This is a genomic window from Pseudomonas gingeri (assembly GCF_013386165.1).
Taxonomy (GTDB): domain Bacteria; phylum Pseudomonadota; class Gammaproteobacteria; order Pseudomonadales; family Pseudomonadaceae; genus Aquipseudomonas; species Aquipseudomonas gingeri_C.
This window is the reverse complement of sequence record NZ_JACAOS010000015.1, coordinates 321857-345930: the sequence shown is the minus strand read 5'-3', so window position 1 is coordinate 345930 and position 24074 is coordinate 321857. Positions and strand designations below refer to the sequence as shown.

Sequence of the window (24074 nt, the reverse complement as noted above, 5' to 3'; positions counted from 1 at the left end):
CTTAACAGCTTGTATCGGGTGGAAAAAGACACCCTTGAAGACACACAACCCCTGGGGGAGCCGGCTTGCCGGCGATGGCGCTGGGACAGTCGCGACAGGCCTTTCAGGCCTCATCGCCGGCAAGCCGGCTCCTACAGGGGGGCGGTGGTGTTTTCGAAGCTGATGGTGATCAGCGCGGCTGGGCAACCGTGAGGATCTGCCCTGGCTTGAGTGCCTGGCCGGTGCGCGGGTTCAGACGCTTGAGGTGCTGCATCTCGACGTTGAAACGCTTGGCGACGATATACAGCGAATCGCCTTTCTGCACCTTGTAGGTGGTGGCGGCCTTCTTGCTGGCCGCGGCCTTGACGTTGTCCTGCATGACCAGGGTCTGGCCGACTTTGAGATGGTGCCCGGACAGCTTGTTCCAGTGTTGCAGGTCCTTCACGTCGACCCGGTTGGCCTTGGCGATCGAGGTCAGGTTGTCGCCGTTCCTCACCTTGTAGCGGCGGGTCAGGCGTGTCGGCGAGTTGCCGGCGAGGGATTCGAACACTGGCTTCTTCGGCCGCAGGCTGATCAGCTCTTCGGGGTTCATCCGCGATAGGCTGGCGGTCAGCAGTTGCGCCTTGGAGCTGGGCACCAGCAGGTGCTGCGGGCCGTCCATCGTGGCTTTCTGCTTGAACGCCGGGTTGAGCTGGATCATTTCGTCTTCGTCGATCTCGGCCAGGGCCGCGACCCGGCTGAGGTCCATCGGCTGGTTGATTTCGACGGTGGCGAAATAGGGTTCGTTGGCGATCGGGCTCAGGTTCACGCCGTAGGCCTCGGGGGACATGACCACCTGCGACAGGGCCAACAGTTTGGGCACGTAGTCGCGGGTTTCCTGGGGCAGCGGCAGGTTCCAGTAGTCGGTGGGCAGGCCGAGCTTCTCATTGCGCTCGATGGCCCGGCTGACCGTGCCTTCGCCGGCATTGTAGGCCGCCAGGGCGAGCAACCAGTCGCCGTTGAACATGTCGTGCAAGCGGGTCAGGTAGTTCATGGCCGCGATGGTCGAGGCGGTGATGTCCTTGCGCCCGTCGTAGAAACGGTCCTGGCGCAGGTTGAAATAACGCCCGGTGGACGGAATGAACTGCCACAGGCCGACGGCATCGGCACGGGAATAGGCCATCGGGTTGTAGGCGCTTTCGATCACCGGCAACAGCGCCAGCTCCAGCGGCATGTTGCGTTCTTCCAGGCGCTCGACGATGTAATGAATGTAGAGGCTGCCACGGGAACTGGCGTTTTCCAGGAACGAAGGGTTGCTGGCAAACCACAGGCGCTGTTGTTCGACGCGCGGGTTCACACCCAGGCCATCTTGCAGCTGGAAGCCCTGGCGCATGCGCTCCCAGACGTCCTGTGGATGCGTGGGCTTGGCTTTTTCGCTGAGCCAGATCGGTTTTTGCTTGATCCGGGCGCTGAGGTTCGGGGTCGGTTCGTTGGTGCTGTCCGAGGGGTGATGAAAGCCTGAACAGCCCGCCAGCGTGGCGGACACAGCCACGGCGATAGCTTGAGCCAATCGCGTCAATGCGTCTGAATTGATGGGTTTTCGGTTGGATGACGACATTGGCTGGAAGTGAGTTCCGGGCGAAAATGTCGGGCGATTCTAGAAAGCGCTCAGGGTGCGGTCAACCATTCTGATTTTTGACGCTGACCGCACCGCTCTCAGAAGCTGTCTTTCCAGCGGCGCAGGGCCGCAAAAACCTCACTCGGCGAGGTGTTATCAAGACCATTCCGTTCGTCTGCTTTTTCTTTAACAGATGTTTCACCGACACGCAGGAACGGGTTGGTCTTCAACTCCAGGGCCAGGTTCGACGGCAGGCTGATGCGTCCCTCGGCCCGCCATTGGCTGACCTGCTCCACCCGTTTGGCAATGTCCGGGTTATGCGGCTCGACCGCCTGGGCAAAGCGCAGGTTGCTCAAGGTGTATTCGTGGGTGCAGTAGACGCCCGTGTGCGCCGGCAGTGCCGCCAGTCGGCTCAGGGAATGGTGCATCTGCTCCGGCGTGCCCTCGAACAGGCGACCGCAACCGGCGGCAAACAGCGTGTCGCCACAGAACAGCAGCGGTCGAGTGCCATCGTCATGGTAGAAGGCGATATGCCCCAGGGTATGACCGGGTACGGCGAACACCTGGAAGGCCAGGCCCAGTACCGTGACGCTGTCATTGTCGTTCAACGCCAGGTCGCGGGCCGGGATGTTCTCGCCGGCCGGACCGAGCACACGGGCGCCGCTGGCCTGTTTCAGGCGCTCGACACCGCCGACATGGTCGTGGTGGTGATGGGTCACCAGGATGTCCTCGAGCTGCCAGCCCGGATGCTGCTCCAGCCAGGCCAGCACTGGCGCGGCATCGCCCGGGTCGACCACGGCGCAACGGCGGCGGACGGTATCTTGTAACAACCAGATGTAGTTGTCGGTGAAGGCGGGCAGCGCGTCGATCTGTATCATGGTGCAATTCCCAAGCGCAAAACAATGGCGCATCTTAGTGCTTGTAAAGCATTTGTGGCGAGTTGGAGAAGGCAATGACCGATAAAGCGTTCGCTCAGGCTGATCCTGACTGGTTGGCACTGATCAGCGCGGCCCGTGACTGGCTGTCCGGCCCCCTGGGGCAACTGCTGCTCGACGAGGAACGGCGCATGCTCGAGGACGAGCTGGGGCGTTATTTCGGCGGCTACCTGGTGCATTACGGTCCGTCGGCCGAGAATCCGCCCCAGGCCGGGCAGGTGCGCCGCAACGTGCGTCTCGGCGCGCCGCTGCCGGGGGTGGAGATCGTCTGCGAGGAGCAGGCCTGGCCGCTGAGTGAGCATGCCGCCGATGTGGTGGTGTTGCAGCACGGCCTGGATTTCTGCCTGTCGCCCCATGGCCTGCTGCGTGAGGCCGCCGCCGCCGTGCGTCCCGGCGGGCACCTGCTGATCCTCGGTATCAACCCCTGGAGCGCCTGGGGGTTGCGTCATGTCTTCGCCCATGACGCGCTGCGCAAGGCCCGCTGCATTTCCCCCTCGCGGGTCGCCGACTGGCTCAACCTGCTGGGCTTTGCGCTGGAGAAACGCCGCTTCGGGTGCTATCGTCCGCCGCTGGCGTCGGCCGCCTGGCAAGCCCGGCTGGCGGGCTGGGAGCGGGTCGCCGGTGGCTGGCAGCTGGCGGGTGGCGGCTTCTATCTATTGGTCGCGCGCAAGATCGTGGTCGGCCTGCGGCCCGTGCGCCAGGTGCGCCGCGAGCCGGTCGGCAAGCTGGTACCGCTGCCGATGGCCAAGGTCAACCGGCGGCAAAGCGAAGAGTAGGCATTTTTTTCCTTGAGGGTCGAGCCTGCTCGGCCCTGGATGCGTCGGTCAGTTATCGGCGCGCCACGGGGTCATTTTCGATGGAAAGGTTGTAATGAGCGATACTGTTGAACTCTTCACCGACGGTGCCTGCAAAGGCAATCCAGGCCCCGGCGGCTGGGGCGCCTTGCTGGTCTGCAAGGGCGTCGAGAAAGAACTCTGGGGCGGCGAGCCCAACACCACCAACAACCGCATGGAGTTGATGGGGGCGATTCGTGGCCTCGAAGAACTCAAGCGTCCCTGCGACGTCTTGCTGGTGACCGACTCCCAGTACGTGATGAAAGGCATCACCGAGTGGATGGTCAACTGGAAGAAGCGCGGGTGGAAGACCGCGGCCAAGGAACCGGTGAAAAACGCCGACCTGTGGCAACTGCTCGACGAGCAGGTCAGCCGACACACGGTGAAGTGGAAGTGGGTCCGCGGGCATATCGGCCATCACGGCAACGAGCGTGCCGACCAGTTGGCCAACCGTGGCGTGGATGAAATACGGGGGATCAAACATGCGTAGCGTGGTGCTCGATACCGAAACCACCGGTATGCCGGTCACCGACGGCCACCGGATCGTCGAGATCGGTTGCGTCGAACTGATCGGCCGCCGCCTCACCGGCCGGCATTTTCACGTTTACCTGCAACCGGACCGCGAAAGTGATGAAGGCGCCATCGGCGTCCACGGCATCACCAACGAATTCCTGGTGGGCAAGCCGCGTTTTGCCGAGGTGGCCGAGGAGTTCTTCGAGTTCATCAAGGGCGCCCAGCTGATCATCCACAACGCGGCGTTCGACGTGGGGTTCATCAACAACGAATTTGCCTTGATCGGTCAGCAGGACCGTGCGGATATCACTCGCCACTGCACCATCCTCGACACCCTGATGATGGCCCGGGAGCGTCACCCGGGGCAGCGCAACAGCCTCGATGCGTTGTGCAAGCGCTACGATGTCGACAACTCCGGCCGCGAACTGCACGGCGCCTTGCTCGACTCGGAGATTCTCGCCGACGTCTACCTGACCATGACCGGTGGCCAGACCAGCCTGTCCCTGGCCGGTAACGCCACCGATGGCAACGGTTCCGGTGCCGGTTCGGGCAACCAGGCCAGCGAAATCCGTCGCTTGCCGGCCGATCGCCAGCCGGCGCGAATCATTCGCGCCAGTGAAAGCGACCTGGCCGAACACCTCGTACGCCTCGAGGCCATTGCCAAGTCCGCCGGCGCCCCGGCGCTCTGGACCCAGCTGGCCGAGGCCGACGCGCAACGCCACTGAGGCGCAGATGATCTTTTGTGTACCGGCGATTGACCTTCTAAGCTGAAGGAGCCGGTGCAGCGAAGTCCACTGTTCGGGGATTGGATGTCCCACGGGCAGTCACTCGACGTTTTCCCTTCCGATCGTGCACCGTGACATCAAGGCTTGAGGATGATTGGCCCAATGCATTTAGTCACGAACCCGAAGTATCCCGAGGTAACGGTCCGTGTGGCTGACGCTGGTTTCTCCGAGTACATCTGGGGCAGCGATTTCAGCTTTCAGGTCAAGGCCCATGGCCTGGCCGAAATCGGCAAGCGGGTCGATCAATGGCCGCTGGTACCGGTGGCGCCCTATCGCAAGTGTTATGGCATCGACCCCGAGGAGTTCGCTAGCTATCGCGCGGCGGTGGACAGCGAAATCTTCATGGCCTATCTGGACGGCCGCGCCGTGGGCCATGTGGTGGTCAGCACCAACTGGAACGGTTTTGCCCATGTCGACGAGCTGGCGGTCGACGCCTCGGCGCGTCGTCACGGGGTGGCCCGGGCGCTGCTGGATGTGGTGCGCTTCTGGAGCCACAAGAAAAACCTGCCGGGGGTCATGCTGGAAACCCAGAACAACAACCTGGGGGCCTGTCGCCTCTACGAACGTTGCGGTTATGTACTGGGCGGGATCGATCATCTGCGTTATCGCGGGATCGATGCGCAGACCGCGGAGGTGGCGGTCTTCTGGTACCTGTTGTTTGCCGGGCAGCCCTGAGGGGGGCTCAGAGCAGCATCGCGCTGGCTTTCTCGCCGATGATTTCCAGCAGGGCCTTCAAGGCGGCGCCCGGCTCACGCTCCTTGAGCGTCAGGGCGTACAGGGTGACACCAATAGCCGGTGACAACGGGCAGACATCCAGCCCGCCGGCCCTGGCCCCGACGGCGGTGAATGGATCGACAATCGCCAGCCCTTCACCGGCTTCGACCATGCTGCGCATCATCTGGTAGGTCTGTACCCGGGTCTGTACCTGTGGCGCCGGTCGCAGGGCCTGCAGCTTGCCGTCGAGCATCAGGCTCAAGGTGTCCTGCTGCTCCAGGCCGACCATCGCTTGCCCAGCCAGCTCCTGCAGGGCGATGTACTTCTGTTTGGGTTGCAGCCAGCCGTGGGGTGCCAGCAATTGCAGTTTTCCTTCGGCCAGGGCCTCGGCATGGATCTGTGGATGATCGGGATTGTGCAGGCTCAGGCCCAGCTCGACCTCCCTGAGCAACAGGTCGCGAACGATCTCGCGGGTGTGCTGGCTGGCGAGGGTGCAGGGGGTTTCGCGAAAGCGTCGGCGCAAGGCTGCCAAACTTTGGGGCAACAGTTGCTGGGCCAGGGTCGGTGTGCAGACGACCCGCAAGGCGGGGTCCTGATGCTGGCGCAGGCTGCCGGCCAGTCGTCGTAGCGGTTCCACCTCCGCGTAGAGGCGGTGGAGCAGGGGTTGCAACTCGCGGGTTTCACGGGTCGCCTGCATCCGCCCGCGTACGCTGGCGAACAGCAGAAACCCCAGCTGCTGCTCGGCATCCTGCAGAGTAGCGCTGACGGTGGCCGTGGGCAGTTGCAGCAACTCGGCAGCGGTGCCGAGGTTGCCGGTCTGCAGAAGGGCCTGGATTACTTCGATATGGCGTAAACGCATGCTTGAAGTCCGTGTCCAGCCGGGAGGAGGTCAGTGGACTGATCCTAACTCAAGTCTGCGCACATGACTTCAGGTGGCTACCTGTACCTGTTGTCCCAGGTCAGGAAGCCGCGGTCGAGGTTTCGGGTTCACGGGTGAGCGTGATCCCGGATTGAACCAGTTGGAAGGAATGGTCGTCGATTTTATTGACGCGATCGCCAATGGCCAGTTTGTAGGTGGTGACAGGCTCCGTGCCGGCCAGGCCTTCGGCTGGAGGCGTGGATTCCTGGAATTCATGCACGGAATAGACGCGGCCTTCCGCATCCCTGGCATGAAATTGTCCGACGAGTACTGCGGCCATCTGTTTAGAACCTCTGGAAATGAACACCCGATTTGCGGCTCAGTAGACCGTTGTTTGGCGGGGGAAGTTTTGCGTGTTGGAAAAAATAGTCGCTCTACTCTACAGGCTCCAGGGCATCGATGGGGAAAGCAGTGGACTGACGGGGAAAAATCGTCGGGACAAGGGCGCCCGATCATCTATAACTAATGTTCCCTAGCCCAGATAGTCGAGAGTGCTCATGAGCAACGTCTATACGGTCGCTGTCCTGGTCGGCAGCTTGAGAAAACACTCCATCAACCGCAAGGTCGCCCAGGCCCTGGCCGCACTGGCACCGGCGAACCTGAAGCTGAAAATCGTCGAGATTGGCGATTTGCCCCTGTACAGCGAGGACCTCGATGTCGACGAGCCACCGGCCGCCTACAAGGCTTTTCGCGAGCAAGTCAGGGCCACCGACGCCGTGCTGTTTGTCACCCCGGAATACAACCGTTCGGTGCCCGGGGTTCTGAAAAATGCCATCGACGTCGGCTCGCGGCCTTATGGCAAGAGTGTCTGGAGCGGCAAGCCGGGCGCGGTGATCAGTGCTTCGCCGGGGGCGATCGGTGGTTTTGGCGCCAATCACCATCTGCGCCAGTCCCTGGTGTTCCTCGACGTACCCTGCATGCAACAGCCGGAAGCGTATCTGGGCGGTGCAGGCAGTGCGTTCGACGAGGCCGGCCACTTGTCGGAGTCGGTCAAACCCTTCCTGCAAAGCTTTATCAATGCCTACGGGCAATGGGTTGAACGCAACAGGAAGGTCTAGGGCGGATTTTCCAGGCGCTGACGGATCAGCCCCTGGGTTTCCTTCAACCAGGCATCAATCTGCGTCGGCGATAGCTGCGCAGTGATGCAGTAGCGCCGCCCACCCCAGACCAGTACCAGCCAGGCATCAATGCTTTCCTGCAAAGGTCGGGGGGCGAGGTCGGTGCAGGCGTCGAAGGCCTCCCGCCATTTCTGCGACAGCTCCTGGAATACCCGTTGATGGTGCTTGGGCTCGGCGATCTGGTGCTCGAGCATCAGCAGCGGGTAATCGAACAACGGCTGGTCCGCGCCTGCCGGATGACCGCTGAGGTGCACCAGCCGTTCGACCCGCGTCGGCCAGTCCAGGCCCTCGGCCTGGATCACCTGCTCATCGAGTTGGCGCAGCAGGCGCTCGACGCTATGGCGCACATAACCGGACAGCAGCGCAGCCTTGCTCGGGAAGTAATCGTACAGCGTACCGATGGCCACCCCGGCTTCCAGGGCCACCGCACGGGTGGTCAGGGCGGGCCAGCCGCTGCGTTGCCAAATCCGAACAAAGGCCTCGTAAATGGCCTCGACGGTGAATATGGCCCGGGCCTGGCTGGGCCGCTTGAGCGGCTTGGCGCGGGACTTGAGGCTGTGTGCAGCCGGCTTGCCGGTGTTTCCGAACCCGTTCTTCATGGTCTGCCATTAAGCTGGTTCCACCCGCAATCGTCGCAGAGAGGAGTCTGATTATGCCAAGTGCCAGCACGGTAACACGACTGATCACCCGCAAGAACGGCCTCGACCAGAGCCGCATCGAAGTGCAGGAACGGGCCCTGGTGGCCGGCCCGGGCGAGGCGATCCTCAAGATCGAACGCTGCGCCCTGACCACCAACAACATCACCTACGCCGCCTATGGCGACTCGATGAACTACTGGGGCTTTTTTCCTACCGGGGAGGCGGAGTGGGGGCATATACCGGTCTGGGGCTTTGCCGATGTGCTGGTGTCGAATGTCGACGGGGTGACGGAGGGGGAGCGCTTCTACGGTTATTTTCCTCTGGCCAGTCATCTGTGGATGAAACCGCAGCGGGTGACCGAGCGGGGCTTTTATGATGGCGCAGAACACCGCAAGGACCTGACCTCGGCCTATAACCAGTACACCCGTTGCAGTTGGGACCCTTATTACCGTGCGGATAGCGAGGATCTGCAGATCCTGCTCAAGCCGTTGTTCCTGACGTCGGCGATGCTCGCCGACTTCCTCCAGGACAACCAGTTCTTCGGCGCTACGCGCCTGGTGTTTTCCAGTGCGTCGAGCAAGACCGCCTTTGGGACGGCGGTGTGCCTGGAAGGCCGTTCCGAACTGACCCGCGTGGCCCTGACGTCCGCGTCCAACCGAGGGTTTGTCGCCGAACTGGGCTGTTATGAACAGACCTTGGCCTATGACGAATTGGACCAGCTGGAAGCCGATCAGCCGACCCTGTATGTGGATTTTTCCGGTGACCTGGCGCTGCGTGACCGGGTGCATCAGCACCTGGGCCGGCAGTTGCTCTACAGCTGTTTCGCCGGCTCCGCGCAAACCACGGGCGAGGCGCAACTCACGGCTATCGAAGGGCCGCAGCCGGTGTTCTTCTTTGCCCCGATCCAGATCCGCAAGCGTAACGCCGAATGGGGCCCGGAGCGGGTGAGCCAGTACATCGGCGAGGGTCTGTTGCGGTTCTACCAGGAGGTGAGTGCCGGGCCGACGCCGCTGCTTGAGGTGGTGGTCGGTGAGGGTTACGCCGCGGCCGAGCAATTGGTCTCACGGCTCTATCACGGGCAGGTGCCGCCGGCCCAGGGCAATATCATCAAGCTCTGAAACCCCGGGCCTGGCAGGTATCGCGATCAATCGCCCTGGGGCATTTCACCCTTCGCCAGGCGCTGGTTGATATCGGCGATCACCTGCGGCAGGTCGTTGAGCGTGTCGACCAGGTAGTGCGGCCGGGAACCGGCGAACAGCTGGTGGATACGCTGGCGCTCGGCGTCCAGGGTGGTCCGGTCGAGGGCGCGGTATTGTTCGTAGGTCAGCCCCAGTGCATTGCCGGAACAGACCAGGGCAACGGTCCACATCCCGGCCCGGCGACCTTCGAGGATCCCCGGTACGGTGTCATCGACCTTGACGCAGGCGGCGACATCGTCGATGCCCAGGGCAATCACATTGGCCAGGGCCTGGGCCGGCCAGGGACGACCGTTCGGCACCTCATCGGTGGCCACCACGTGATCGGCGACATAACCATTGCTGGCGGCCAGGGCCACGACCTTTTCCATGACCCGTGCCGGGTAGCCCGAGCACGAACCGATCTTCAGTCCCTGCTGGCGCAGTGCGCTGATGGTCTCCAGGGCGCCGGGAATCAGTGCCGAGTGTTCGGCGATCTTCTCGATCTGCAAGGGCATGAAGCGCTCGTAGATGGCGGTGACGTCGTCATCGCTCGGCGCGCGGCCGAACGCCTTGCGGTAGCGTTCGGTGATCGCCGGTTGGTCGCACAGCGTGCGGATATGGTCCCACTTGCCCATGCCCATCGGGCTGCGGGCTTCTTCGATGGAGACCTGCACGTCGAATTCGGCGAAGGCTTCGACGAAGATCTGGGTTGGGGCGAACGAGCCGAAATCGACAACGGTGCCGGCCCAGTCGAGGATCGCCGCTTGCAGTTGGGTGGGGTTGCGGTAGTTCATGTCAGTCAGCCTTGAATACGATAGTAAAAGTTGGAATGCAGATCTTGTAGGAGCCGGCTTGCTGGCGATGAGGCCCTTGCGCCCTGCAGCGCTCTTCAGGGCGCTATCGCTGGCAAGCCAGCTCCTACAGTCGATGGGCTATAGGTTCCAGCACTTCCATTTCCCTCAGGACCTCGGCGATAGCCGCAACCGCCGCCTGCATATCGTCGCGTCCGACCTGGCCGATACAGCCCACGCGAAACGTCTCGACCTGGGTCAATTTTCCCGGATAAAGAATGAAGCCCTTGGCCTTGACCCGTTCGTAGAACGCCTTGAACTGGTAGCGCGGATCTTTCGGTGCATGAAAGGTGACGATGATCGGTGCCTGGATCGCTGCCGGCAGAAAGCTGCGCAGGCCCAGCCGGGCCATTTCCGCCAGCAGCACCTGGCAGTTATCGACATAGCGGCCGAGGCGAGCGGGCAGGCCGCCTTCCTCGTGGTACTGCAACAGCGCTTCGTGCAGCGCCGCGACCACATGGGTCGGCGGGGTGAAGCGCCATTGGCCGGTCCTGGCCATATAGGCGTGCTGATCGTGCAGATCCAGCGCCAGCGAATGGGAATTGCCGGCGGCTGCGGCCAGGGCTTCCTTGCGGGCAAATACAAAGCCCATCCCCGGTACGCCCTCCAGGCATTTGCCGGAAGCGGCGATCAGCGCATCGAATGGCACCTGGCGGGCATCGATGGGCAGGGCGCCAAACGAGCTCATGGCATCGATGATCAGCCGTTTACCGTGACGAGCGACCACCTCGGCGATCTCCACCAACGGATTGAGGATGCCGGTGCTGGTTTCACAGTGGATCAGCGCGACATGGCTGACGCCCGGGTCAGCCTGTAACAGGCGCTCGACATCGGCGGCGATGGTGGGCTGATCCTCGGCGGTTTCGAAGGTACTGAATGAACAACCCAGGACTTCACAGATTTTCGCCAGGCGCTGGCCATAGGCGCCATTGATCAGCACCAGCACTTTGCCGTCCCGTGGCACCAGGGTGCCGATGGCGGCCTCCACGGCAAAGGTGCCGCTGCCTTGCAAGGGCACGCAGTGATGGCTGTCGGCGCCGTTGAGGATTGCCAGCAGTTGTTCGCACAGGCTGGCGGTCAGCTGGTTGAAGCCCTCGTCCCAGGAACCCCAGTCCTGGCTCATCGCCTGGCGAGTGCGGGCCGAAGTGGTCAGTGGACCTGGGGTGAGCAGGACGGGAGCGGCAGTACGCATGCGGGTTTCTCGCGGTGGGGATCGTTGACGGGATACAGGGCATAAGTTGCCGTTTGACTTGCCATCAATCAAATTGTTTGTTGTTATGCGAGCCATCAGTGAGGCCGATAGTCATGAACCTGTTCCAACTGCGCGCATTCGATGCCGTGGCCCGTGAAGGCAGTTTTACCCGTGCCGCCGCGCGCCTGTTCATCAGCCAGCCGGCCGTGACCGGACATATCAAGGCCCTGGAGGAGCACTACCAGGTCACCTTGCTCAGGCGCACGGCGCGGCGTGTCGAGTTGACCGCCGAGGGCACCCGGCTGGCGGCGATTACCCGGGCCATGTTCGGCCTGGCCGAGGAAGCCCAGGCCATGCTCGAAGCCAATCGACAGTTGTTGACCGGACGCCTGGAAATCGCCGCCGACGGACCGCACATGGTCATGCCGATGCTCGCCCGCCTGCGGGCGCGCTATCCGGGGATTACCGTCAACCTGAGGCTGGGCAATGCCCAGGAAACCCTGGCGGCGCTGTTGTCCGAGCATGCCGATGTGGCGGTTCTGACCGAGGTCGAGCCGCGCAAAGGCTTGTATCTGCAAGCCCTGAGCGAGTCGCGGATCTGTGCACTGGTACCGCAAGGACATCCGTGGCTGGCCGAACCCGAGGGCATTGCCCTGGAGCAACTGGACCAGGTGATCATGGTGCTGCGCGAGCCGAGTTCGATCACCCGGCGCACGTTCGATCAGGCCTGTGGGCAAGCCGCCGTGACGCCGCGAGTACTGCTGGAACTGGACAGCCGCGAAGCGGTGACCGAAGCGGTGGCGGCGGAGTTGGGGGTGGGTATCGTCTCGTCCCTGGAGGTGAGTCACGACCCCCGGGTGCGGGCGCTGCCGATCAACGGTGCCGGCCTGAGCAACCGCCACCAGATCGGTTGCCTGGAGCGCCGCAAGGAACTGCGCTTGATTCAGGCGTTCCTCGGGCTGGTGCCGGAAACAACCGCGTCACTCAGCCCGTCCTGAAGAAAGCCCTGGCGCTGGAGCAGGCTCCAGCGCTGCTGGATGTACTCGTGCAGGGCCACGCATTGTCCGGGGTAGAGCAACCACAACTGTTCCGGCGTGGCCAACAGCTCCTGTGCCAGTCGCCGCCTGCTGGCGGGGCTCAGCAGGGCGGCTCCATGGCGGTCACTGCGACCTTCGAGAAGAATGTCATCACGACTCAGGCGTGCCAGTTCCTTGAGCCCGGGCCGGTGCATTCGCACGACGTACCAGATGTTTTCGCACAGGCAACGGGTCGGTCCTGGCGCGGGTTCATAGGGCTGCTCATACAGATAGAACTCCCCGGGATCATCCTCCGGCGTGGCGACGCTCGTCTGCGCCTCCCACGCCGTGGCGCCGCCGGGCAGCCCGTCGACCAACGGTGGCGGGTCGGAGGCGGCATACAGGTCCCGGTCGCTGAGGAAGCCGCAGATCACCGGCTGGTCCGGTTCGTTCTCGACAAAATCGATCAGCACCCGGCTGCCGACCCGGGGGGCCTGGCCTTCCGCGATGCCGGGCCAGACCCAGCAGCCCGGTGCACTGTCCGCGGGGTGGGTGCTGTTCGGCAACTGCACCCGCAGGCGCCCTTGCGCATCGGGCCGGGCGCTGCCGGCATGTGGCCCGAGCACGTTGCCGATCTGATAACCCTGCGCTGTCGAGCGTTTCTCGCGTAAGGAGGGACGGAACGGTGTGGCCCAGGGGATCGCCCGGAAGTGATTGCTGTAGCCATCGGCGAAACATTCGTCATGCAGGTCATCGTCATCCTCGACACTGAAGGCATCGACGGGGTACGGGTCCAGGGACTGTTCGCCCAGATGTTGCACTTCGGTGATCAGCCATTGATCGTTGAGCGCCTGTCGTGGATGGCCGCCGATCCGGCGGACTTCGCCGCTGCGCAGGCTGTCCAGGTTGCTGTAGCCCTGGATCTGGCGTTGTTCGCAGCGCAGCCGTTCGAGGATGCGCTGGCTGCGTTGCTGTTCGTGGCGCTGGCGCGGCGTGGCGCTGGCGGCGTGCAAGCCGTAGGCGTTGGCCTGGTTCGCGGCGCCGTCGTCGGCTGCCTGGGGTGGCCAGGCAGACGTATGGCCGGGCAGTCGGCTGTCATGGCTGGCGAGCATCTGGTGACGCTCGTAGAGTTGGCTGATAAAGGGCTGTCCAAGTTCCGAAGCGCCCTCGTGACAGGGCACTGTACCGGCCTGCTCGGGAAAGCTCTGCGGGTCTTCGGCGAACACCAGGACATGTCGTTGCGGCGTCTGTTCGAAGCGATAGTGGATGCCTTCTTCCTCGCACAGCCGGTTCAGCAACTGCAGGTCGTTTTCATCCTGCTGCAGGCACAGGGCGCGGGGCGGGTACAGGCCGCGTTCGAGTTCGAAGCGGTAATCGGCGGCCTCCAGGTCGTGGGCTTCGAGCAGCCGCAGGAGAATCGCCGGTACGCTCAGGTCGCAGAACGCCCGACGTCGCGGGCCGCGCGCTAGGGCTTGCAGGCGTGGGACCAACACCACCTGGTAATGACATAGCCGTGGCTCCAGGTAGCGGCTGCTGATTTCGTCAATGATCCCATGCCAGCAGCCCTGCCCGCTGCCCATACTCAGGCGGGCCGGGCGATGCAGCAGGGTCTCCAGGTCCAGGGCAGTGTCGCCCAGCAGTTCCATTTCGAAACGAAAGGGTTCGTTCAAGGCCTCACGGCCCTTGAAGCGGATGACCGGCAAGGGGTCAGGGAGCAAGCCGATGGTCAGTGAGATCTGTCGTTCCTTGTCCTGAGGCATTTCATCTCTTCTCCACGGATTTGCGGCAGAGGGTACGAAATGCCATGGGCGCCTGGACACCGCAAAACGATGTTTGGGAAATTGCCTACAAACATCAGGGTAGAGTCGCAATCTTCGTCAGGTTTTGGTCGATTGGCGGAGACTGGCCGTATAAACTGGGCGGCAAAGCGTCGGCCAATAAATGTCACGACGCCTCTGATCGAGAGAGTGAGTAATGGGCGCACAGTGGAAGGTTAAACACAAAGAAGCGGCGGCCAACGCCAAGGGCAAGATCTTTGGCAAGCTGGTCAAGGAAATCACCATCGCCGCCCGCAACGGTGCAGACGTCTCTACCAACGCGCACCTGCGCCTGGTGGTCGAGCAGGCAAAAAAAGCCTCGATGCCCCGTGAGACCCTGGAACGCGCCATCAAGAAAGGCTCGGGCCAACTCGGCGAAACCGTGCAGTACCATCGCGTGACCTACGAAGGCTTCGCCCCGCACCAGGTGCCGCTGATCGTTGAATGCGTGACCGATAACATCAACCGCACCGTGGCGGAAATCCGCGTGGCATTCCGCAAGGGTCAGCTGGGGGCGTCGGGTTCGGTGTCCTGGGACTTCAACCATGTCGGTCTGATCGAAGCGTCCCCGGACAGCCCCGATGCCGATCCGGAAATGGCGGCCATTGAAGCGGGTGCCCAGGATTTCGAGCCGGGCGAAGAGGGCGCGACCCTGTTCCTCACCGAGCCGACCGACCTTGACGCCGTCCAGAAAGCCCTGCCGGAGCAAGGCTTCACCGTGTTGTCGGCCAAGCTGGGCTACCAGGCGAAGAACCCGGTCAGCGGCCTGAGCGATGAGCAGATGGCTGAAGTCGAAGCCTTCCTCGAAGGCCTGGACAACCACGACGACGTGCAAGACATGTTTGTCGGTCTGGCGGGCTGATTCCCCTGGCCCCCCTGTGAGCAGGGGGGCTATGGACCTGGCCGTTTATGCCAGCGTTGCGCAGATCGCCTCGAATCCCGGCCGGGCCAGCACATCCGGCTGGATACAGCGCAACTGCAGGGCCTTGAGCGATTCAAGCGTGGATTGCTCCATGCCCCCATCGATCCGCTCCAGCAACTCCCCGAGCAAAATCCCGAACGCCCGCACCTCGATACGTTGCAGGGCACGGGTTTCCAGGCTGTCGGTCGGCGCATGGAACGACGCGGCGCCAAAATCCCCGAGCAGACAATCCCCGGCTTCGTTGTAGAGAATATTGTGGGCGTACAGGTCGCCATGGCACAGCCCCAGGCGATGCAGGTGCGCACCCACCGAAGCGACCCCGCGCGCCATGCGCAAGGCCTGTTCGGCACTGAAGCGGGTTTCGTCCCGGTACACATCACGGCTGCACGAATCGAGACTCGGCAGGGCCGCGAGATTGGCGAATTGCCGGTCGATCAGCTCCATCACCAGACCTGCCTGGCCATCGGGATGGCCGGCGATGCGCCCTTCGACCTTGATCAGGTTCGGATGCAGGCCCGCCGCGATGCAGGCGTTCATTTCATTCAGGGGCGAACCGTCGCTGGTCATGCTGCCCTTGTACAGCTTGACCGCCACCGCCTGGGCCGGTGTTGTCGGATGGCTCCAGCGGGCCTGGCTGATCACCCCCGAAGCGCCTTCGCCCAGGCGTTGCTCAAGTTGCAGCTCGCTCCAGTCGATGGTCGGCGTAGTGTCGCCCACCAGCACTTCGCCGGTGTGATCGAGTTTCGGGTTACCGGCATAGGCGATCCAGGCCAGGCCTGGCAGGGTCAGCAGCCACTCGGGCAACTCATCCAGCTGGTTGGCGGCGATGCGGATCAGCTCCAGCTTATGGCAGTCCGCCAGGCTGGCGGGCAGGCTGCGCAGCCGATTGCCAGCCAGCATGAGCTTTTGCAACAACGGCCGGCGGCCGAGTTCTTCCGGCAGCTCGCTGATGCGGTTGTCGGTCAGGATCAGCCAGCGCAGCAGCGGCGGCAGGGCGGCGGCCGGCACCTGCTCGATACGGTTGGCCTTGAAGGCGATCATGCTCAGTTGCGCGCACTGGCCCAGGCACAGGGGCAACTCGGTGAACAGGTTGTCCGAACAGAACAGGATGCGCAGGTGTGGCAAGCGGTGCAGGTCGTCCGGCAGGCTGGTCAGCGCATTACCGCTCAGATTGAGGATTTCCAGGGAGTCGGCCAGTTGGAAGATTTCCCGGGGGAACTCGGTCAGCCCGCAGGACAGGTCGAGTCGCTTGATACCGGTCAGTTGGCCGGCGCGCAGTTGGGCAAGGGTATCCATAAGCGGGCGTGAGTACTCGTCGCGATCATCGAAAAAAGATCGCCATGATAGCAATGTTGTTCAGCGAGGGCGCTGTGATGAGCGAATGCAGGTCAGGTGTCAGCCCTGGTCGCTGACCTCGGGCCCGACTTCGAGCAACTGACCCAGCCGGCTGCGGGTCCGCGCCAGGTCGATGGCGTTGCCGCCGAGGCTGTCACGCAGTGGCCGCTCGCCGATCAGCAGCAGGCGCTTGTCCTGGTCGTAGAGCACGTCGATCAGGTTGATAAAGCGCTGCTGGGCCGCGATCGAGCAGTCTTCCAGGTTGGGCAGTTCGTCGATGATCCAGGTGTCGAAGCGCCGGCACAGCTCCAGGTAGTCCATCACCGCCGTGGGCTGGTCGCACAGGTCGGTGAACTCGAAACGCACGGTGCGCTCGCTACACAGGCGCACGCTCAGTTGCCGGGCGCCAACCCGCAGGGCGAACGCCGGGGTCTGGCGTTGCGGCAACCGCAGGGTCTCGCGCTGGGCCGGGCTGCCCGGCCAGATGTACTGGCCCTGGGTGAACTGCTGCTGGGTATGGCTGCGGGGTTGGCTGCGGTAGTCATGGGGACCGCCGACTTCCATGACTTCCATACGGGTGTTGATCAGGTCGATCACCGGCTTGAAACGAGCGTGATAGAGCGGGTTGGGCAGCAAGCCTTCGGGCGGGTAATTGGAGGTCACCAACAGCAGCACGCCCCGTTGGAACAGGGCCTTGAACAGCCGGCTGATCAGCATGGCATCGCCGATGTCATGGACATGGAACTCGTCGAAGCACAGCAGTCGACAGTCCTTGAGCAGTTCGTCCAGGGTCCGGCCCAGGGCATCCGGCGTTTCCCGGTGACGGAACATGCCCTGATGCAGCAGGGTAAAGAAATCGTGGAAGTGCACCCGCTGCTTCTCGGCAATCGGCACGGCCTGGAAAAAGCCGTCCAGTAACCAGCTCTTGCCACGTCCGACCGCACCGTGCAGATACAGGCTGCGCTGGCGGCCCTGGGGGGCGCTATGCAGCAGTGTGCTGGCCTGCTGGGCCATGCGCTCGATGACCCGCTGTTGACTCAGGCTCAGGGTGTAGCCCTGGTGGCTGGCTTTATGTCGGAAATACTCGTGCACGTCGTGGGACGGCGGCACGACGCTGGACTTGCCGGCGAAAGCCTTGCCAAAAAAACGACGTAAGGCGGGCCAACGGGATTTTACGCCAGGGCGATTGGGGGGCAGAGCGGCCAACGAAGAAGATCCCCTTGCGTAAACATCCAGAGCATCTGGGTCATGGTGGTATGACAAACATCGGGCCTTGGGAGGCACAACGTTATCTTGCCGACGGTCGCGCTAATTTAACCAATGCTCAATACGCCGACCAGCGATCTCTAAAGCGCATGGCAGCCGCTTGACTGCGGTTTTGCCCCCTGAGTCCGGGACATGAGCCCCTGGGTTCATTCGTCCGATAGATCAGAAACAGGATGAAGGCACATAGCCATATCGTTTAATCTTTAACCAGTGGATACCCGACCCGTGTGTGAAACCGGCCCTGAACCCAGTGGAATCGATTGATGAAACACCTCAAGCGTGCTGGGACGGTTTTAGGCCTTGTCTGTCTGCTGGTCAACACGGCGCAGGCAGCGGTCAGCGGGCAGATCCAGGCCCAGTTGATTGTCAGCGCCGGCTGCCAGGTCACCAGTGCCGGCGGTGGGGGTACCGGGAATAATCCGGGACTGCTGGATTTCGGTAGCCAGGGGCCGACCTGGACGGCTCCATTGAATGCCCAAATGCACAGCAGCAACGGCAACCTGGCAGTGACGTGCGGTGCTTCGTCCAGTGGCCCCACCAGCTTCACCGTGAGCATCGACGGCGGCACCCATGGCGACGGCACTGCCCGTTACCTGAGCAACGGCAGCCGGAGCGTTCCCTACCGACTCACCGTCGACGCCGCCGGCACCGACAACTATCGCATCGGCCAGCAACATACCTTTGCCGCGGGCAGCGGCACGCAGATAGCGATTCCTGTCTATGGCGCCGTATTGGCCAACAAGGGAGCCCTGCCAGCCGGTACTTACAGCGATACCCTGACCGTGACGCTGGACTGGTAACACCACCATTGCGTTGCCGTCTGCCCGCGTTCGCAGTGTGATTGCGGAGCCGGGTTTCCGGGCATTGTCGCTGGGGCGGATCATGCGGTCCATAGAGGTTTTTCCAGTGGAAATCAGGGTGAATTCGCGCCGATAAGACAGGAAAAGACCTACAAATTGTTACCGGATGTCTTACTTGACTGGAATCATTTTCCTTCACTGCTAACCTGATTTTTAGCAAGCCATTCCTCAAAAGGATTGAGGCCGTGAATGGATCTATGGTTTTGGCAATCTTGAGCGCGCTGTGTAGCGTGCCGACATTGGCCGCGCAACTCCAGGTAGAGGTGCGGGTCAACGTACAGCGTGGTTGCCAGTTGGTCGGCGTAACCCGTGATGCGGGCATCGAACAGCTGGGCGTGCTGGATTTTGGTGATATTGCTCGTCTCGACGGCCCGGCGGGGGCGCTGGGGGCTGCGTTGCCCAATGATCGTCTGCCGCGGCTGGAATGCAATCCCGACACCCCTTATCAAATGCGCATCGACGGCGGCCTGCATGGCGGTGTCGGCGATGTCCGCTATCTGGCCGGCAGTACGCCCGGCAGCACCATTCCTTATCGACTCTACCGTGATCCGGCGCGACGTTTTGCGCTGCCGGTCAATGAGCCCCTGAGCGGTACCGTGCCTGAAAGCGGTTCGGTTGAATTGCCGCTGTATGGGCGGATCGAGCCGTTGGCGCAGATACCGCGGGTCAGTCGTTATACCGATCTGGTGAAGGTGACCGTCACCTGGTAGCACCGTTTACGCAGCACCTGTCGGTGGATCCGGCAGGCAAGGGAACGCCGCCCAGGGTGGGTGGCCAGTAGGTTCAATCCTGATGGAATTAGGATCGGCATATGAAGTCTGGCAACCACGCATTGATCGCTGTCGGCAGCTTGTTCTTTCTGTCCGACAGCGCTTTCGCGACGATCACCGGGCAGATCCAGGCCCGGCTGGTTATTTCTTCCGCCTGTGAGGTGAGCAGTGGCACCGTCACGAGTTCGAGCATGCCGAATCGGCTGGACTTCGGTAGCCAGGGCCCGACCTGGACTCGCCCTCTGAGCGCCAACCTGCAAGGCAACAGCAGCAACCTTCAGGTGGCCTGCAATTCCCAGGTGACCGGCTTCACCGTGACTATCGACGGTGGCGCTAACGGCGACGGCACTTCCCGTTACCTGAGCAATGGTCGGCAAACCATTCCCTACCGACTGTTTATCGATGCCGGCGGCACCGACACCTACAGCATCGGTCAGCAACGCAATTTCGCGGTGGGCAACGGCAACCAAGTACCGATTCCGGTCTATGGCGCCGTGGTCGCGAATACCAACGCCCTGCCGGCAGGCACCTACAGCGACACCCTGACGGTCACGTTGGATTGGTAACTCAACAGAGGAAAGCATCATGCAGCTTGTATCGCGACTCGGTTTGTCATTGCTCGGCCTGACGCTGATCACCAGCGCCCATGCCGCCACCACGGTCACCGGCCAGATCAACTCGACCCTGATCCTGACCAGCAGTTGCCTGGTCAACGGCGGCGCTGGCAGCAGCGGCCTGAACTTCGGTTCGTTGAATTTCGGTACCACCACCAGCCTGTTCACCAACACCGGTACACAATTGGTGGCGGCCGGTGGCGGGGCGGTGTCGATCCAGTGCTCCTCCGGGACCACGCCCACGGTGACCGTCCAGAGTGGCCTGCATGACGGCCAGTCCGCCGGTGGCACCCGGGCCCTGTACGACGGTGTGGCGAACTTCGTGCCCTACGATCTCTACACCGACTCCGGGTACAACAACCTCCTGACGAGCACCGGGGTGATTCCCCTGGCGGCCAGTACCGGGGCTGCCCAGACCATCAATCTCTGGGGGCGGGCGGTGGGTAAACCCGGGCTGCCGGCGGGGACTTATACCGACACCATTGCCGTACAGCTGAGCTTCTAAGTGCGATGGCCGGGCATGGCTGTGCCGTCTTGCTGCTGGTCTGCGCGAGCAGCCTGCCGCTGCCGCTGGCGGCGGTCACCAGCAGCAGCTTCCAGGTCAGCGCAAGCATTGTCGCCGGTTGCCTGGTGGTGGGCGGGGGCTCCAACTACGGCAACCTGAACTACGGCAGTTACTCGGCGTTATCCACCAGTACGGTGTCGACCTCGTTGACCAGCGGGGTGCAATTGCAATGCACGCCGGGGGTGACCTTGAACATGAGCGTCGACGGCGGGCAGAACAACAGCAGCGGCCGGCACATGAAGCTCGGCAGTGGCAGTGCGCAGTTGGCTTATCAGTTGTTCAGCGACGCCGGCCTGAGCCAGAGCCTGGGGATCAGCCAGAGCGTGAGCGTGGCCTATAGCAATGCGAACAACATCAGCCTGCCGCTCTACGGGCGGGTGGTTTTACCAGGGAATCAGCCGGCGGGGACCTACAGCGATGTGCTGCAGGTACAGCTGTCCTGGTAGGGGGCGTTTTAATTGAAGCGACAAGGAGTTTGCCTATGTGTTCACCCTCCCGGCGCTTGCAGGCCGTGCATTACGGACTGCTGGCCATGCTTTTGCTGGGTGCGGCCAGGGTCCAGGCGGCGAGTTCGGTGCTGATCTGGCCGATCGATCCGGTGCTGGAGGCCGATCAACAGGCCAGTGCGTTGTGGCTGGAGAATCGCGGTAATCAAACCGCCAACCTGCAGGTCCGGGTATTCGCCTGGAGCCAGAGCGGCTTCGACGACCAGTACCAGAACCAACGGGATGTGATCGGCAGTCCGCCGGTGGCGCGGATCGAGCCAGGCCAGAAACAGTTGGTGCGCCTGACCCGCACCCGGGAAGTGCCTGCGGGTCAGGAACAGGCCTATCGCATCATCATCGACGAGATTCCGGCGGCGAAAGCGCCGAACGGGCCGGAGTCGGACGGCAAGACCGCAGCGGCGATCCAGTTCCAGATGCGTTACTCGGTGCCGTTGTTCGCCTACGGTGCGGGGCTCTGGAGCAAGCCGGACCTGACGCGCCAGCGCGATCCGAAGGGCGCCGGGGTCGCCGAACTGAGCTGGCGCAAGGTGAGCCAGGGCGGGCACTCCTACCTGGAGATTCGCAATCGCGGTGCGGTGCATGCACGGCTGACCGATGTGGCGATCAAACAGGGCGGCCAGACTCGACCGGTGGCCGAAGGACTGATGGGTTATGTGTTGCCAGGCGCAACCATGCGTTGGCCGCTGCCGGAGCCACTGGCCGGTGGTCAGGAGTTGCTGCTACGGGTCAACGGTGCGCCGCAGACCCAGAACGTCAAGGCGGATCAGTGAATAACAGGGAGTGAGCTGAGTGTGGGCTCGTTATATCCAATGTCTGCCATGGATCGCGACGGGGTGTTGCTGGCTGATGTTTATCCCCAGGGCCGATGCCGGTGAGTTGCCGCCACCGCCCACCAGCCTGGAGGCGATACCCGATGCGCAGCTGTACCTCGAATTGCTGGTCAACCAGATGGACACCGGCAAGGTCATCGTGGTCGATCAGCGCGCGGGCCAGTTGTTTCTGCCGGCCTCCGACCTGCAGGCGCTTGGCATGAAATTGCCGGCGTCGGTGGCCGCCGAAGTGGCCCTCGACCAGTTGCCGGGTTTGCACAGCGAATACGACAGCCAGGGTCAGCGCCTGTTGCTGACCGTGCCGCCGGAATGGCTGCCGGCGCAGTTCCTCGGCAACCGCCAGGCTTACCCGCGCACCCAGGCGCTGACCAGTTTCGGCGCACTGCTCAACTATGACCTGTACCTCAACGACACCGATGAGGCCGGCACCTACCTGGCGGCGTGGAACGAAGTGCGGGTGTTCGATACCTGGGGCACCGTTTCCAACACCGGGCAGTACCGCCGTAGTTTCGGGGCGAGCGCGGGCAGCGGGTTGAACAACGGTTATCTGCGCTATGACACCACCTGGCGTTATTCCGACGATGAGCGCCTGATGACCTATGAGGCCGGCGACGTGGTCAGCAGTTCCTTGCCCTGGAGCAATTCGGTGCGCCTGGGCGGTGTGCAAGTGTCGCGGGACTTCAGCGTCCGTCCGGACCTGGTCACCTATCCCTTGCCGCAATTCGCCGGCGAGGCGGCGATACCGTCCTCGGTGGACCTGTTTATCAATGGCTTCAAGTCATCCAGCAATAACGTGCAGCCCGGTCCCTATACGCTGACCAATATTCCGTTCATCAACGGTGCGGGCGAGGCGGTGGTGGTGACCACCGATGCCCTCGGGCGGCAGGTGTCCACCACGGTGCCGTTCTATGTCACCAGCACCTTGCTGCAAAAGGGCCTGGCGGACTTCGCGGTCACCGCCGGTAACCTGCGCCGCGATTATGCCCTGCGGGATTTCGGCTATGGCCCGGGTGTGACCTCCGGCAGCCTGCGTTACGGCCTGAGCGACAGTTTTACCCTGGAAAGCCACGCTGAAGCGTCCAGCGACCTGACCCTCGGCGGGATCGGCGGCAACCTGCGCCTGGGCAACCTGGGGGTGCTCAACAGCGCTATCAGCCAGAGTCGTTACGATGGGCGCCAGGGGCAGCAGATCAGCCTCGGCTACCAGTACAGCAGCCAGCGCTACAGCCTGTCCTACCAACGGATCGAACGGCACGACCAGTATGCCGACCTGACGGTGATCGACACGCCCACCCTCAGCCTGAGCAAACGCAGCGAACAGATCACCGCCAGCCTCAACCTCGACAGCTGGGGCAGCCTGGGGGCCGGTTACTTCGATATCCGTGCCGCCGACGACAGCCGCACCCGCTTGCTCAACCTGACCTGGAACCGTCCGCTGTGGGGCAACAGCAGTTTCTACCTGTCGGCCAACCGAGAGATCGGCGACAGCAACTGGGCGGTCCAGGCCCAGGTGGTGATTCCCTTCGACCTCAGCGGCAGCTTGAGCATGAGTGTCGAGCGCAGCAAGACCGGCCAGAGTCGCGAGCGGGTCAACTTCAGTCGCGCCGTGCCGACCCAGGGCGGCGTGGGCTACAACCTCGGCTACGCCCACGGCCAGGGCCCCGATTATCGCCAGGCCGACCTGACCTGGCGCCTGCAATCGGTGCAGTTGCAGGCCGGCGTGTACGGCAGCAGCGATGCGCAAACCCGTTGGGCCGACGCCAGTGGTTCGCTGGTCTGGATGGACAAGCAGGTGTTCGCCGCCAACCGCATCGACGATGCGTTCGTGGTGGTCAGCACCAACGGTTACCCGAACATTCCGGTGCGTTACGAAAATCAGTGGGTGGGCGAAACCGACAAGTCCGGGAAGCTGCTGGTGACCGGGAGCAGTGGCTACTATCGCGGCAAATACGAAATCGATCCGTTGAACCTGCCGGCCAATGTCCAGAGCCCGAATGTCGAGCAGCGAGTGGCGGTGCGCCGGGGCAGCGGTTACCTGCTGGAGTTCCCGTTGAACCGGATCATTGCCGCGAGCATTGAACTGGTGGATGCGCGGAACAAACCGTTGCCGTTGGGGGCCAATGTGCTCCATGAGCAGACCGGGGCCGCTGCGGTGGTGGGCTGGGACGGCCTGGTCTACCTGGAAAACCTGGCGCAACAGAACAGTTTGAAGGTGACCCTGGCCGATGGCAGCACCTGCCACGTGCAGTTCGCCATGGAAGCGTCCGCCGAACAGGTGCCGCTGATCGGTCCGTTGGTCTGCCGATAGACATAAGGAGGTG

25 protein-coding genes are annotated in these 24074 nt (G+C 62.9%); 15 read left to right on the top strand and 10 right to left on the bottom strand.

The features are described from left to right. Positions 1 to 169: 169 nt before the first annotated feature. Complete coding sequence (locus tag HX866_RS14250; RefSeq protein ID WP_177092382.1) at positions 170 to 1576, bottom strand: transglycosylase SLT domain-containing protein; 1407 nt, start codon at positions 1574 to 1576, stop codon at positions 170 to 172. 98 nt (positions 1577 to 1674) lie between these two features. Then, positions 1675 to 2454, bottom strand: coding sequence for a hydroxyacylglutathione hydrolase (gloB, locus tag HX866_RS14245; RefSeq protein WP_177140018.1), 780 nt, complete (start codon positions 2452 to 2454; stop codon positions 1675 to 1677). A 74-nt stretch (positions 2455 to 2528) separates the two neighbouring features. Here gloB and HX866_RS14240 point away from each other — a divergent pair, with 74 nt between their 5' ends. The 4 genes from HX866_RS14240 (at position 2529) to HX866_RS14225 (ending at position 5317) form a co-directional block, all read left to right on the top strand. Beyond that, positions 2529 to 3287, top strand: a complete 759-nt coding sequence (locus tag HX866_RS14240; RefSeq protein WP_121138404.1) for a methyltransferase domain-containing protein — start codon at positions 2529 to 2531, stop codon at positions 3285 to 3287. Positions 3288 to 3381: 94 nt separating this feature from the next. Then, on the top strand, positions 3382 to 3834 hold the full coding sequence (gene rnhA / locus HX866_RS14235; RefSeq protein WP_177140017.1) for a ribonuclease HI: 453 nt from the start codon (positions 3382 to 3384) through the stop codon (positions 3832 to 3834). Then, positions 3827 to 4582, top strand: coding sequence for a DNA polymerase III subunit epsilon (gene dnaQ, locus HX866_RS14230; RefSeq protein WP_177092379.1), 756 nt, complete (start codon positions 3827 to 3829; stop codon positions 4580 to 4582). Before rnhA ends, dnaQ begins: the two co-directional genes overlap by 8 nt. 162 nt (positions 4583 to 4744) lie before the next feature. After that, positions 4745 to 5317 (top strand): GNAT family N-acetyltransferase, encoded by a 573-nt coding sequence (locus HX866_RS14225; protein ID WP_177092378.1) that lies wholly within the window; start codon positions 4745 to 4747, stop codon positions 5315 to 5317. Positions 5318 to 5324: 7 nt separating this feature from the next. Here HX866_RS14225 and HX866_RS14220 read toward each other — a convergent pair whose 3' ends face one another. Together HX866_RS14220 and HX866_RS14215 are read right to left on the bottom strand one after the other, a co-directional pair. Next, positions 5325 to 6215, bottom strand: a complete 891-nt coding sequence (locus HX866_RS14220; RefSeq protein ID WP_177092377.1) for a LysR family transcriptional regulator — start codon at positions 6213 to 6215, stop codon at positions 5325 to 5327. A 100-nt stretch (positions 6216 to 6315) separates the two neighbouring features. Beyond that, on the bottom strand, positions 6316 to 6555 hold the full coding sequence (locus HX866_RS14215) for a hypothetical protein (RefSeq protein WP_177092376.1): 240 nt from the start codon (positions 6553 to 6555) through the stop codon (positions 6316 to 6318). 217 nt (positions 6556 to 6772) lie between these two features. On the opposite strand from HX866_RS14215, the gene HX866_RS14210 reads away from it, so the two are divergent. Then, positions 6773 to 7333: an NADPH-dependent FMN reductase gene (locus HX866_RS14210; protein WP_177092375.1), complete on the top strand. Its 561-nt coding sequence runs from the start codon at positions 6773 to 6775 to the stop codon at positions 7331 to 7333. Here the strand turns inward: HX866_RS14210 and HX866_RS14205 are convergent. Continuing rightward, on the bottom strand, positions 7330 to 7992 hold the full coding sequence (locus tag HX866_RS14205; RefSeq protein ID WP_177092374.1) for a TetR/AcrR family transcriptional regulator: 663 nt from the start codon (positions 7990 to 7992) through the stop codon (positions 7330 to 7332). The two genes, HX866_RS14210 and HX866_RS14205, sit on opposite strands and share 4 nt — an antisense overlap. Before the next feature lie 53 nt (positions 7993 to 8045). On the opposite strand from HX866_RS14205, the gene HX866_RS14200 reads away from it, so the two are divergent. Continuing rightward, complete coding sequence (locus HX866_RS14200) at positions 8046 to 9149, top strand: DUF2855 family protein (RefSeq protein WP_177092373.1); 1104 nt, start codon at positions 8046 to 8048, stop codon at positions 9147 to 9149. 26 nt (positions 9150 to 9175) lie between these two features. Here HX866_RS14200 and phnX read toward each other — a convergent pair whose 3' ends face one another. Continuing rightward, positions 9176 to 10003, bottom strand: a complete 828-nt coding sequence (phnX, locus tag HX866_RS14195) for a phosphonoacetaldehyde hydrolase (protein ID WP_177092372.1) — start codon at positions 10001 to 10003, stop codon at positions 9176 to 9178. A gap of 124 nt (positions 10004 to 10127) precedes the next feature. Continuing rightward, positions 10128 to 11252, bottom strand: coding sequence for a 2-aminoethylphosphonate--pyruvate transaminase (locus HX866_RS14190; RefSeq protein WP_177140016.1), 1125 nt, complete (start codon positions 11250 to 11252; stop codon positions 10128 to 10130). Between the two features lie 113 nt (positions 11253 to 11365). On the opposite strand from HX866_RS14190, the gene HX866_RS14185 reads away from it, so the two are divergent. Next, positions 11366 to 12250 carry a LysR substrate-binding domain-containing protein gene (locus tag HX866_RS14185; protein WP_177092370.1) on the top strand — a complete coding sequence of 295 codons (885 nt, stop codon included), beginning with the start codon at positions 11366 to 11368 and terminating at the stop codon, positions 12248 to 12250. On the opposite strand, the gene HX866_RS14180 is transcribed toward HX866_RS14185, so the two are convergent. After that, positions 12196 to 14028, bottom strand: a complete 1833-nt coding sequence (locus HX866_RS14180) for a type VI secretion system Vgr family protein (RefSeq protein ID WP_177124520.1) — start codon at positions 14026 to 14028, stop codon at positions 12196 to 12198. The genes HX866_RS14185 and HX866_RS14180 overlap by 55 nt on opposite strands. Positions 14029 to 14242: 214 nt before the next feature. Between HX866_RS14180 and HX866_RS14175 the strand changes: the two genes are divergently transcribed. After that, positions 14243 to 14947: a YebC/PmpR family DNA-binding transcriptional regulator gene (locus HX866_RS14175; protein WP_100942741.1), complete on the top strand. Its 705-nt coding sequence runs from the start codon at positions 14243 to 14245 to the stop codon at positions 14945 to 14947. 45 nt (positions 14948 to 14992) lie between these two features. Here the strand turns inward: HX866_RS14175 and HX866_RS14170 are convergent, their stop codons facing one another. Both HX866_RS14170 and zapE read right to left on the bottom strand, forming a co-directional pair. After that, on the bottom strand, positions 14993 to 16303 hold the full coding sequence (locus HX866_RS14170) for a leucine-rich repeat-containing protein kinase family protein (RefSeq protein ID WP_177092367.1): 1311 nt from the start codon (positions 16301 to 16303) through the stop codon (positions 14993 to 14995). A 99-nt stretch (positions 16304 to 16402) separates the two neighbouring features. After that, complete coding sequence (gene zapE, locus HX866_RS14165; protein ID WP_177092366.1) at positions 16403 to 17548, bottom strand: cell division protein ZapE; 1146 nt, start codon at positions 17546 to 17548, stop codon at positions 16403 to 16405. A gap of 323 nt (positions 17549 to 17871) precedes the next feature. Between zapE and HX866_RS14160 the strand changes: the two genes are divergently transcribed. The 7 genes from HX866_RS14160 (at position 17872) to HX866_RS14130 (ending at position 24061) form a co-directional block, all read left to right on the top strand. Further along, on the top strand, positions 17872 to 18408 hold the full coding sequence (locus tag HX866_RS14160) for a Csu type fimbrial protein (protein WP_177092365.1): 537 nt from the start codon (positions 17872 to 17874) through the stop codon (positions 18406 to 18408). A 257-nt stretch (positions 18409 to 18665) separates the two neighbouring features. Beyond that, positions 18666 to 19178: a Csu type fimbrial protein gene (locus HX866_RS14155; RefSeq protein WP_177092364.1), complete on the top strand. Its 513-nt coding sequence runs from the start codon at positions 18666 to 18668 to the stop codon at positions 19176 to 19178. Between the two features lie 101 nt (positions 19179 to 19279). Continuing rightward, positions 19280 to 19804 carry a Csu type fimbrial protein gene (locus HX866_RS14150; RefSeq protein ID WP_177092363.1) on the top strand — a complete coding sequence of 175 codons (525 nt, stop codon included), beginning with the start codon at positions 19280 to 19282 and terminating at the stop codon, positions 19802 to 19804. A 16-nt stretch (positions 19805 to 19820) separates the two neighbouring features. Then, complete coding sequence (locus HX866_RS14145) at positions 19821 to 20357, top strand: Csu type fimbrial protein (protein WP_177093332.1); 537 nt, start codon at positions 19821 to 19823, stop codon at positions 20355 to 20357. Between the two features lie 5 nt (positions 20358 to 20362). Further along, positions 20363 to 20863 (top strand): Csu type fimbrial protein, encoded by a 501-nt coding sequence (locus HX866_RS14140; RefSeq protein ID WP_177100375.1) that lies wholly within the window; start codon positions 20363 to 20365, stop codon positions 20861 to 20863. Positions 20864 to 20898: 35 nt separating this feature from the next. Beyond that, entirely contained in the window at positions 20899 to 21693 is a 795-nt protein-coding gene (locus HX866_RS14135) for a fimbrial biogenesis chaperone (protein WP_177092361.1), read from the top strand. A 76-nt stretch (positions 21694 to 21769) separates the two neighbouring features. Beyond that, on the top strand, positions 21770 to 24061 hold the full coding sequence (locus HX866_RS14130) for a fimbria/pilus outer membrane usher protein (protein ID WP_371319253.1): 2292 nt from the start codon (positions 21770 to 21772) through the stop codon (positions 24059 to 24061). Positions 24062 to 24074 lie beyond the last annotated feature (13 nt).

Excerpts from the sequence above, each read along its gene's own strand:
- HX866_RS14190 (WP_177140016.1), bottom strand. The coding sequence starts at position 11,252 with ATGCGTACTGCCGCTCCCGTCCTGCTCACCCCAGGTCCACTGACCACT.
- HX866_RS14220 (WP_177092377.1), bottom strand. The coding sequence starts at position 6,215 with ATGCGTTTACGCCATATCGAAGTAATCCAGGCCCTTCTGCAGACCGGC.
- phnX (WP_177092372.1), bottom strand. The coding sequence starts at position 10,003 with ATGAACTACCGCAACCCCACCCAACTGCAAGCGGCGATCCTCGACTGG.
- HX866_RS14250 (WP_177092382.1), bottom strand. The coding sequence starts at position 1,576 with ATGTCGTCATCCAACCGAAAACCCATCAATTCAGACGCATTGACGCGA.
- HX866_RS14170 (WP_177092367.1), bottom strand. The coding sequence starts at position 16,303 with ATGGATACCCTTGCCCAACTGCGCGCCGGCCAACTGACCGGTATCAAG.
- rnhA (WP_177140017.1), top strand. The coding sequence starts at position 3,382 with ATGAGCGATACTGTTGAACTCTTCACCGACGGTGCCTGCAAAGGCAAT.
- HX866_RS14160 (WP_177092365.1), top strand. The coding sequence starts at position 17,872 with ATGAAACACCTCAAGCGTGCTGGGACGGTTTTAGGCCTTGTCTGTCTG.
- HX866_RS14130 (WP_371319253.1), top strand. The coding sequence starts at position 21,770 with ATGTTTATCCCCAGGGCCGATGCCGGTGAGTTGCCGCCACCGCCCACC.
- HX866_RS14225 (WP_177092378.1), top strand. The coding sequence starts at position 4,745 with ATGCATTTAGTCACGAACCCGAAGTATCCCGAGGTAACGGTCCGTGTG.
- HX866_RS14200 (WP_177092373.1), top strand. The coding sequence starts at position 8,046 with ATGCCAAGTGCCAGCACGGTAACACGACTGATCACCCGCAAGAACGGC.
- gloB (WP_177140018.1), bottom strand. The coding sequence starts at position 2,454 with ATGATACAGATCGACGCGCTGCCCGCCTTCACCGACAACTACATCTGG.
- dnaQ (WP_177092379.1), top strand. The coding sequence starts at position 3,827 with ATGCGTAGCGTGGTGCTCGATACCGAAACCACCGGTATGCCGGTCACC.
- HX866_RS14205 (WP_177092374.1), bottom strand. The coding sequence starts at position 7,992 with ATGAAGAACGGGTTCGGAAACACCGGCAAGCCGGCTGCACACAGCCTC.
- HX866_RS14185 (WP_177092370.1), top strand. The coding sequence starts at position 11,366 with ATGAACCTGTTCCAACTGCGCGCATTCGATGCCGTGGCCCGTGAAGGC.
- HX866_RS14215 (WP_177092376.1), bottom strand. The coding sequence starts at position 6,555 with ATGGCCGCAGTACTCGTCGGACAATTTCATGCCAGGGATGCGGAAGGC.
- HX866_RS14135 (WP_177092361.1), top strand. The coding sequence starts at position 20,899 with ATGTGTTCACCCTCCCGGCGCTTGCAGGCCGTGCATTACGGACTGCTG.
- HX866_RS14240 (WP_121138404.1), top strand. The coding sequence starts at position 2,529 with ATGACCGATAAAGCGTTCGCTCAGGCTGATCCTGACTGGTTGGCACTG.
- HX866_RS14175 (WP_100942741.1), top strand. The coding sequence starts at position 14,243 with ATGGGCGCACAGTGGAAGGTTAAACACAAAGAAGCGGCGGCCAACGCC.
- HX866_RS14150 (WP_177092363.1), top strand. The coding sequence starts at position 19,280 with ATGAAGTCTGGCAACCACGCATTGATCGCTGTCGGCAGCTTGTTCTTT.
- HX866_RS14140 (WP_177100375.1), top strand. The coding sequence starts at position 20,363 with ATGGCCGGGCATGGCTGTGCCGTCTTGCTGCTGGTCTGCGCGAGCAGC.
- HX866_RS14155 (WP_177092364.1), top strand. The coding sequence starts at position 18,666 with ATGGTTTTGGCAATCTTGAGCGCGCTGTGTAGCGTGCCGACATTGGCC.
- HX866_RS14210 (WP_177092375.1), top strand. The coding sequence starts at position 6,773 with ATGAGCAACGTCTATACGGTCGCTGTCCTGGTCGGCAGCTTGAGAAAA.
- HX866_RS14180 (WP_177124520.1), bottom strand. The coding sequence starts at position 14,028 with ATGCCTCAGGACAAGGAACGACAGATCTCACTGACCATCGGCTTGCTC.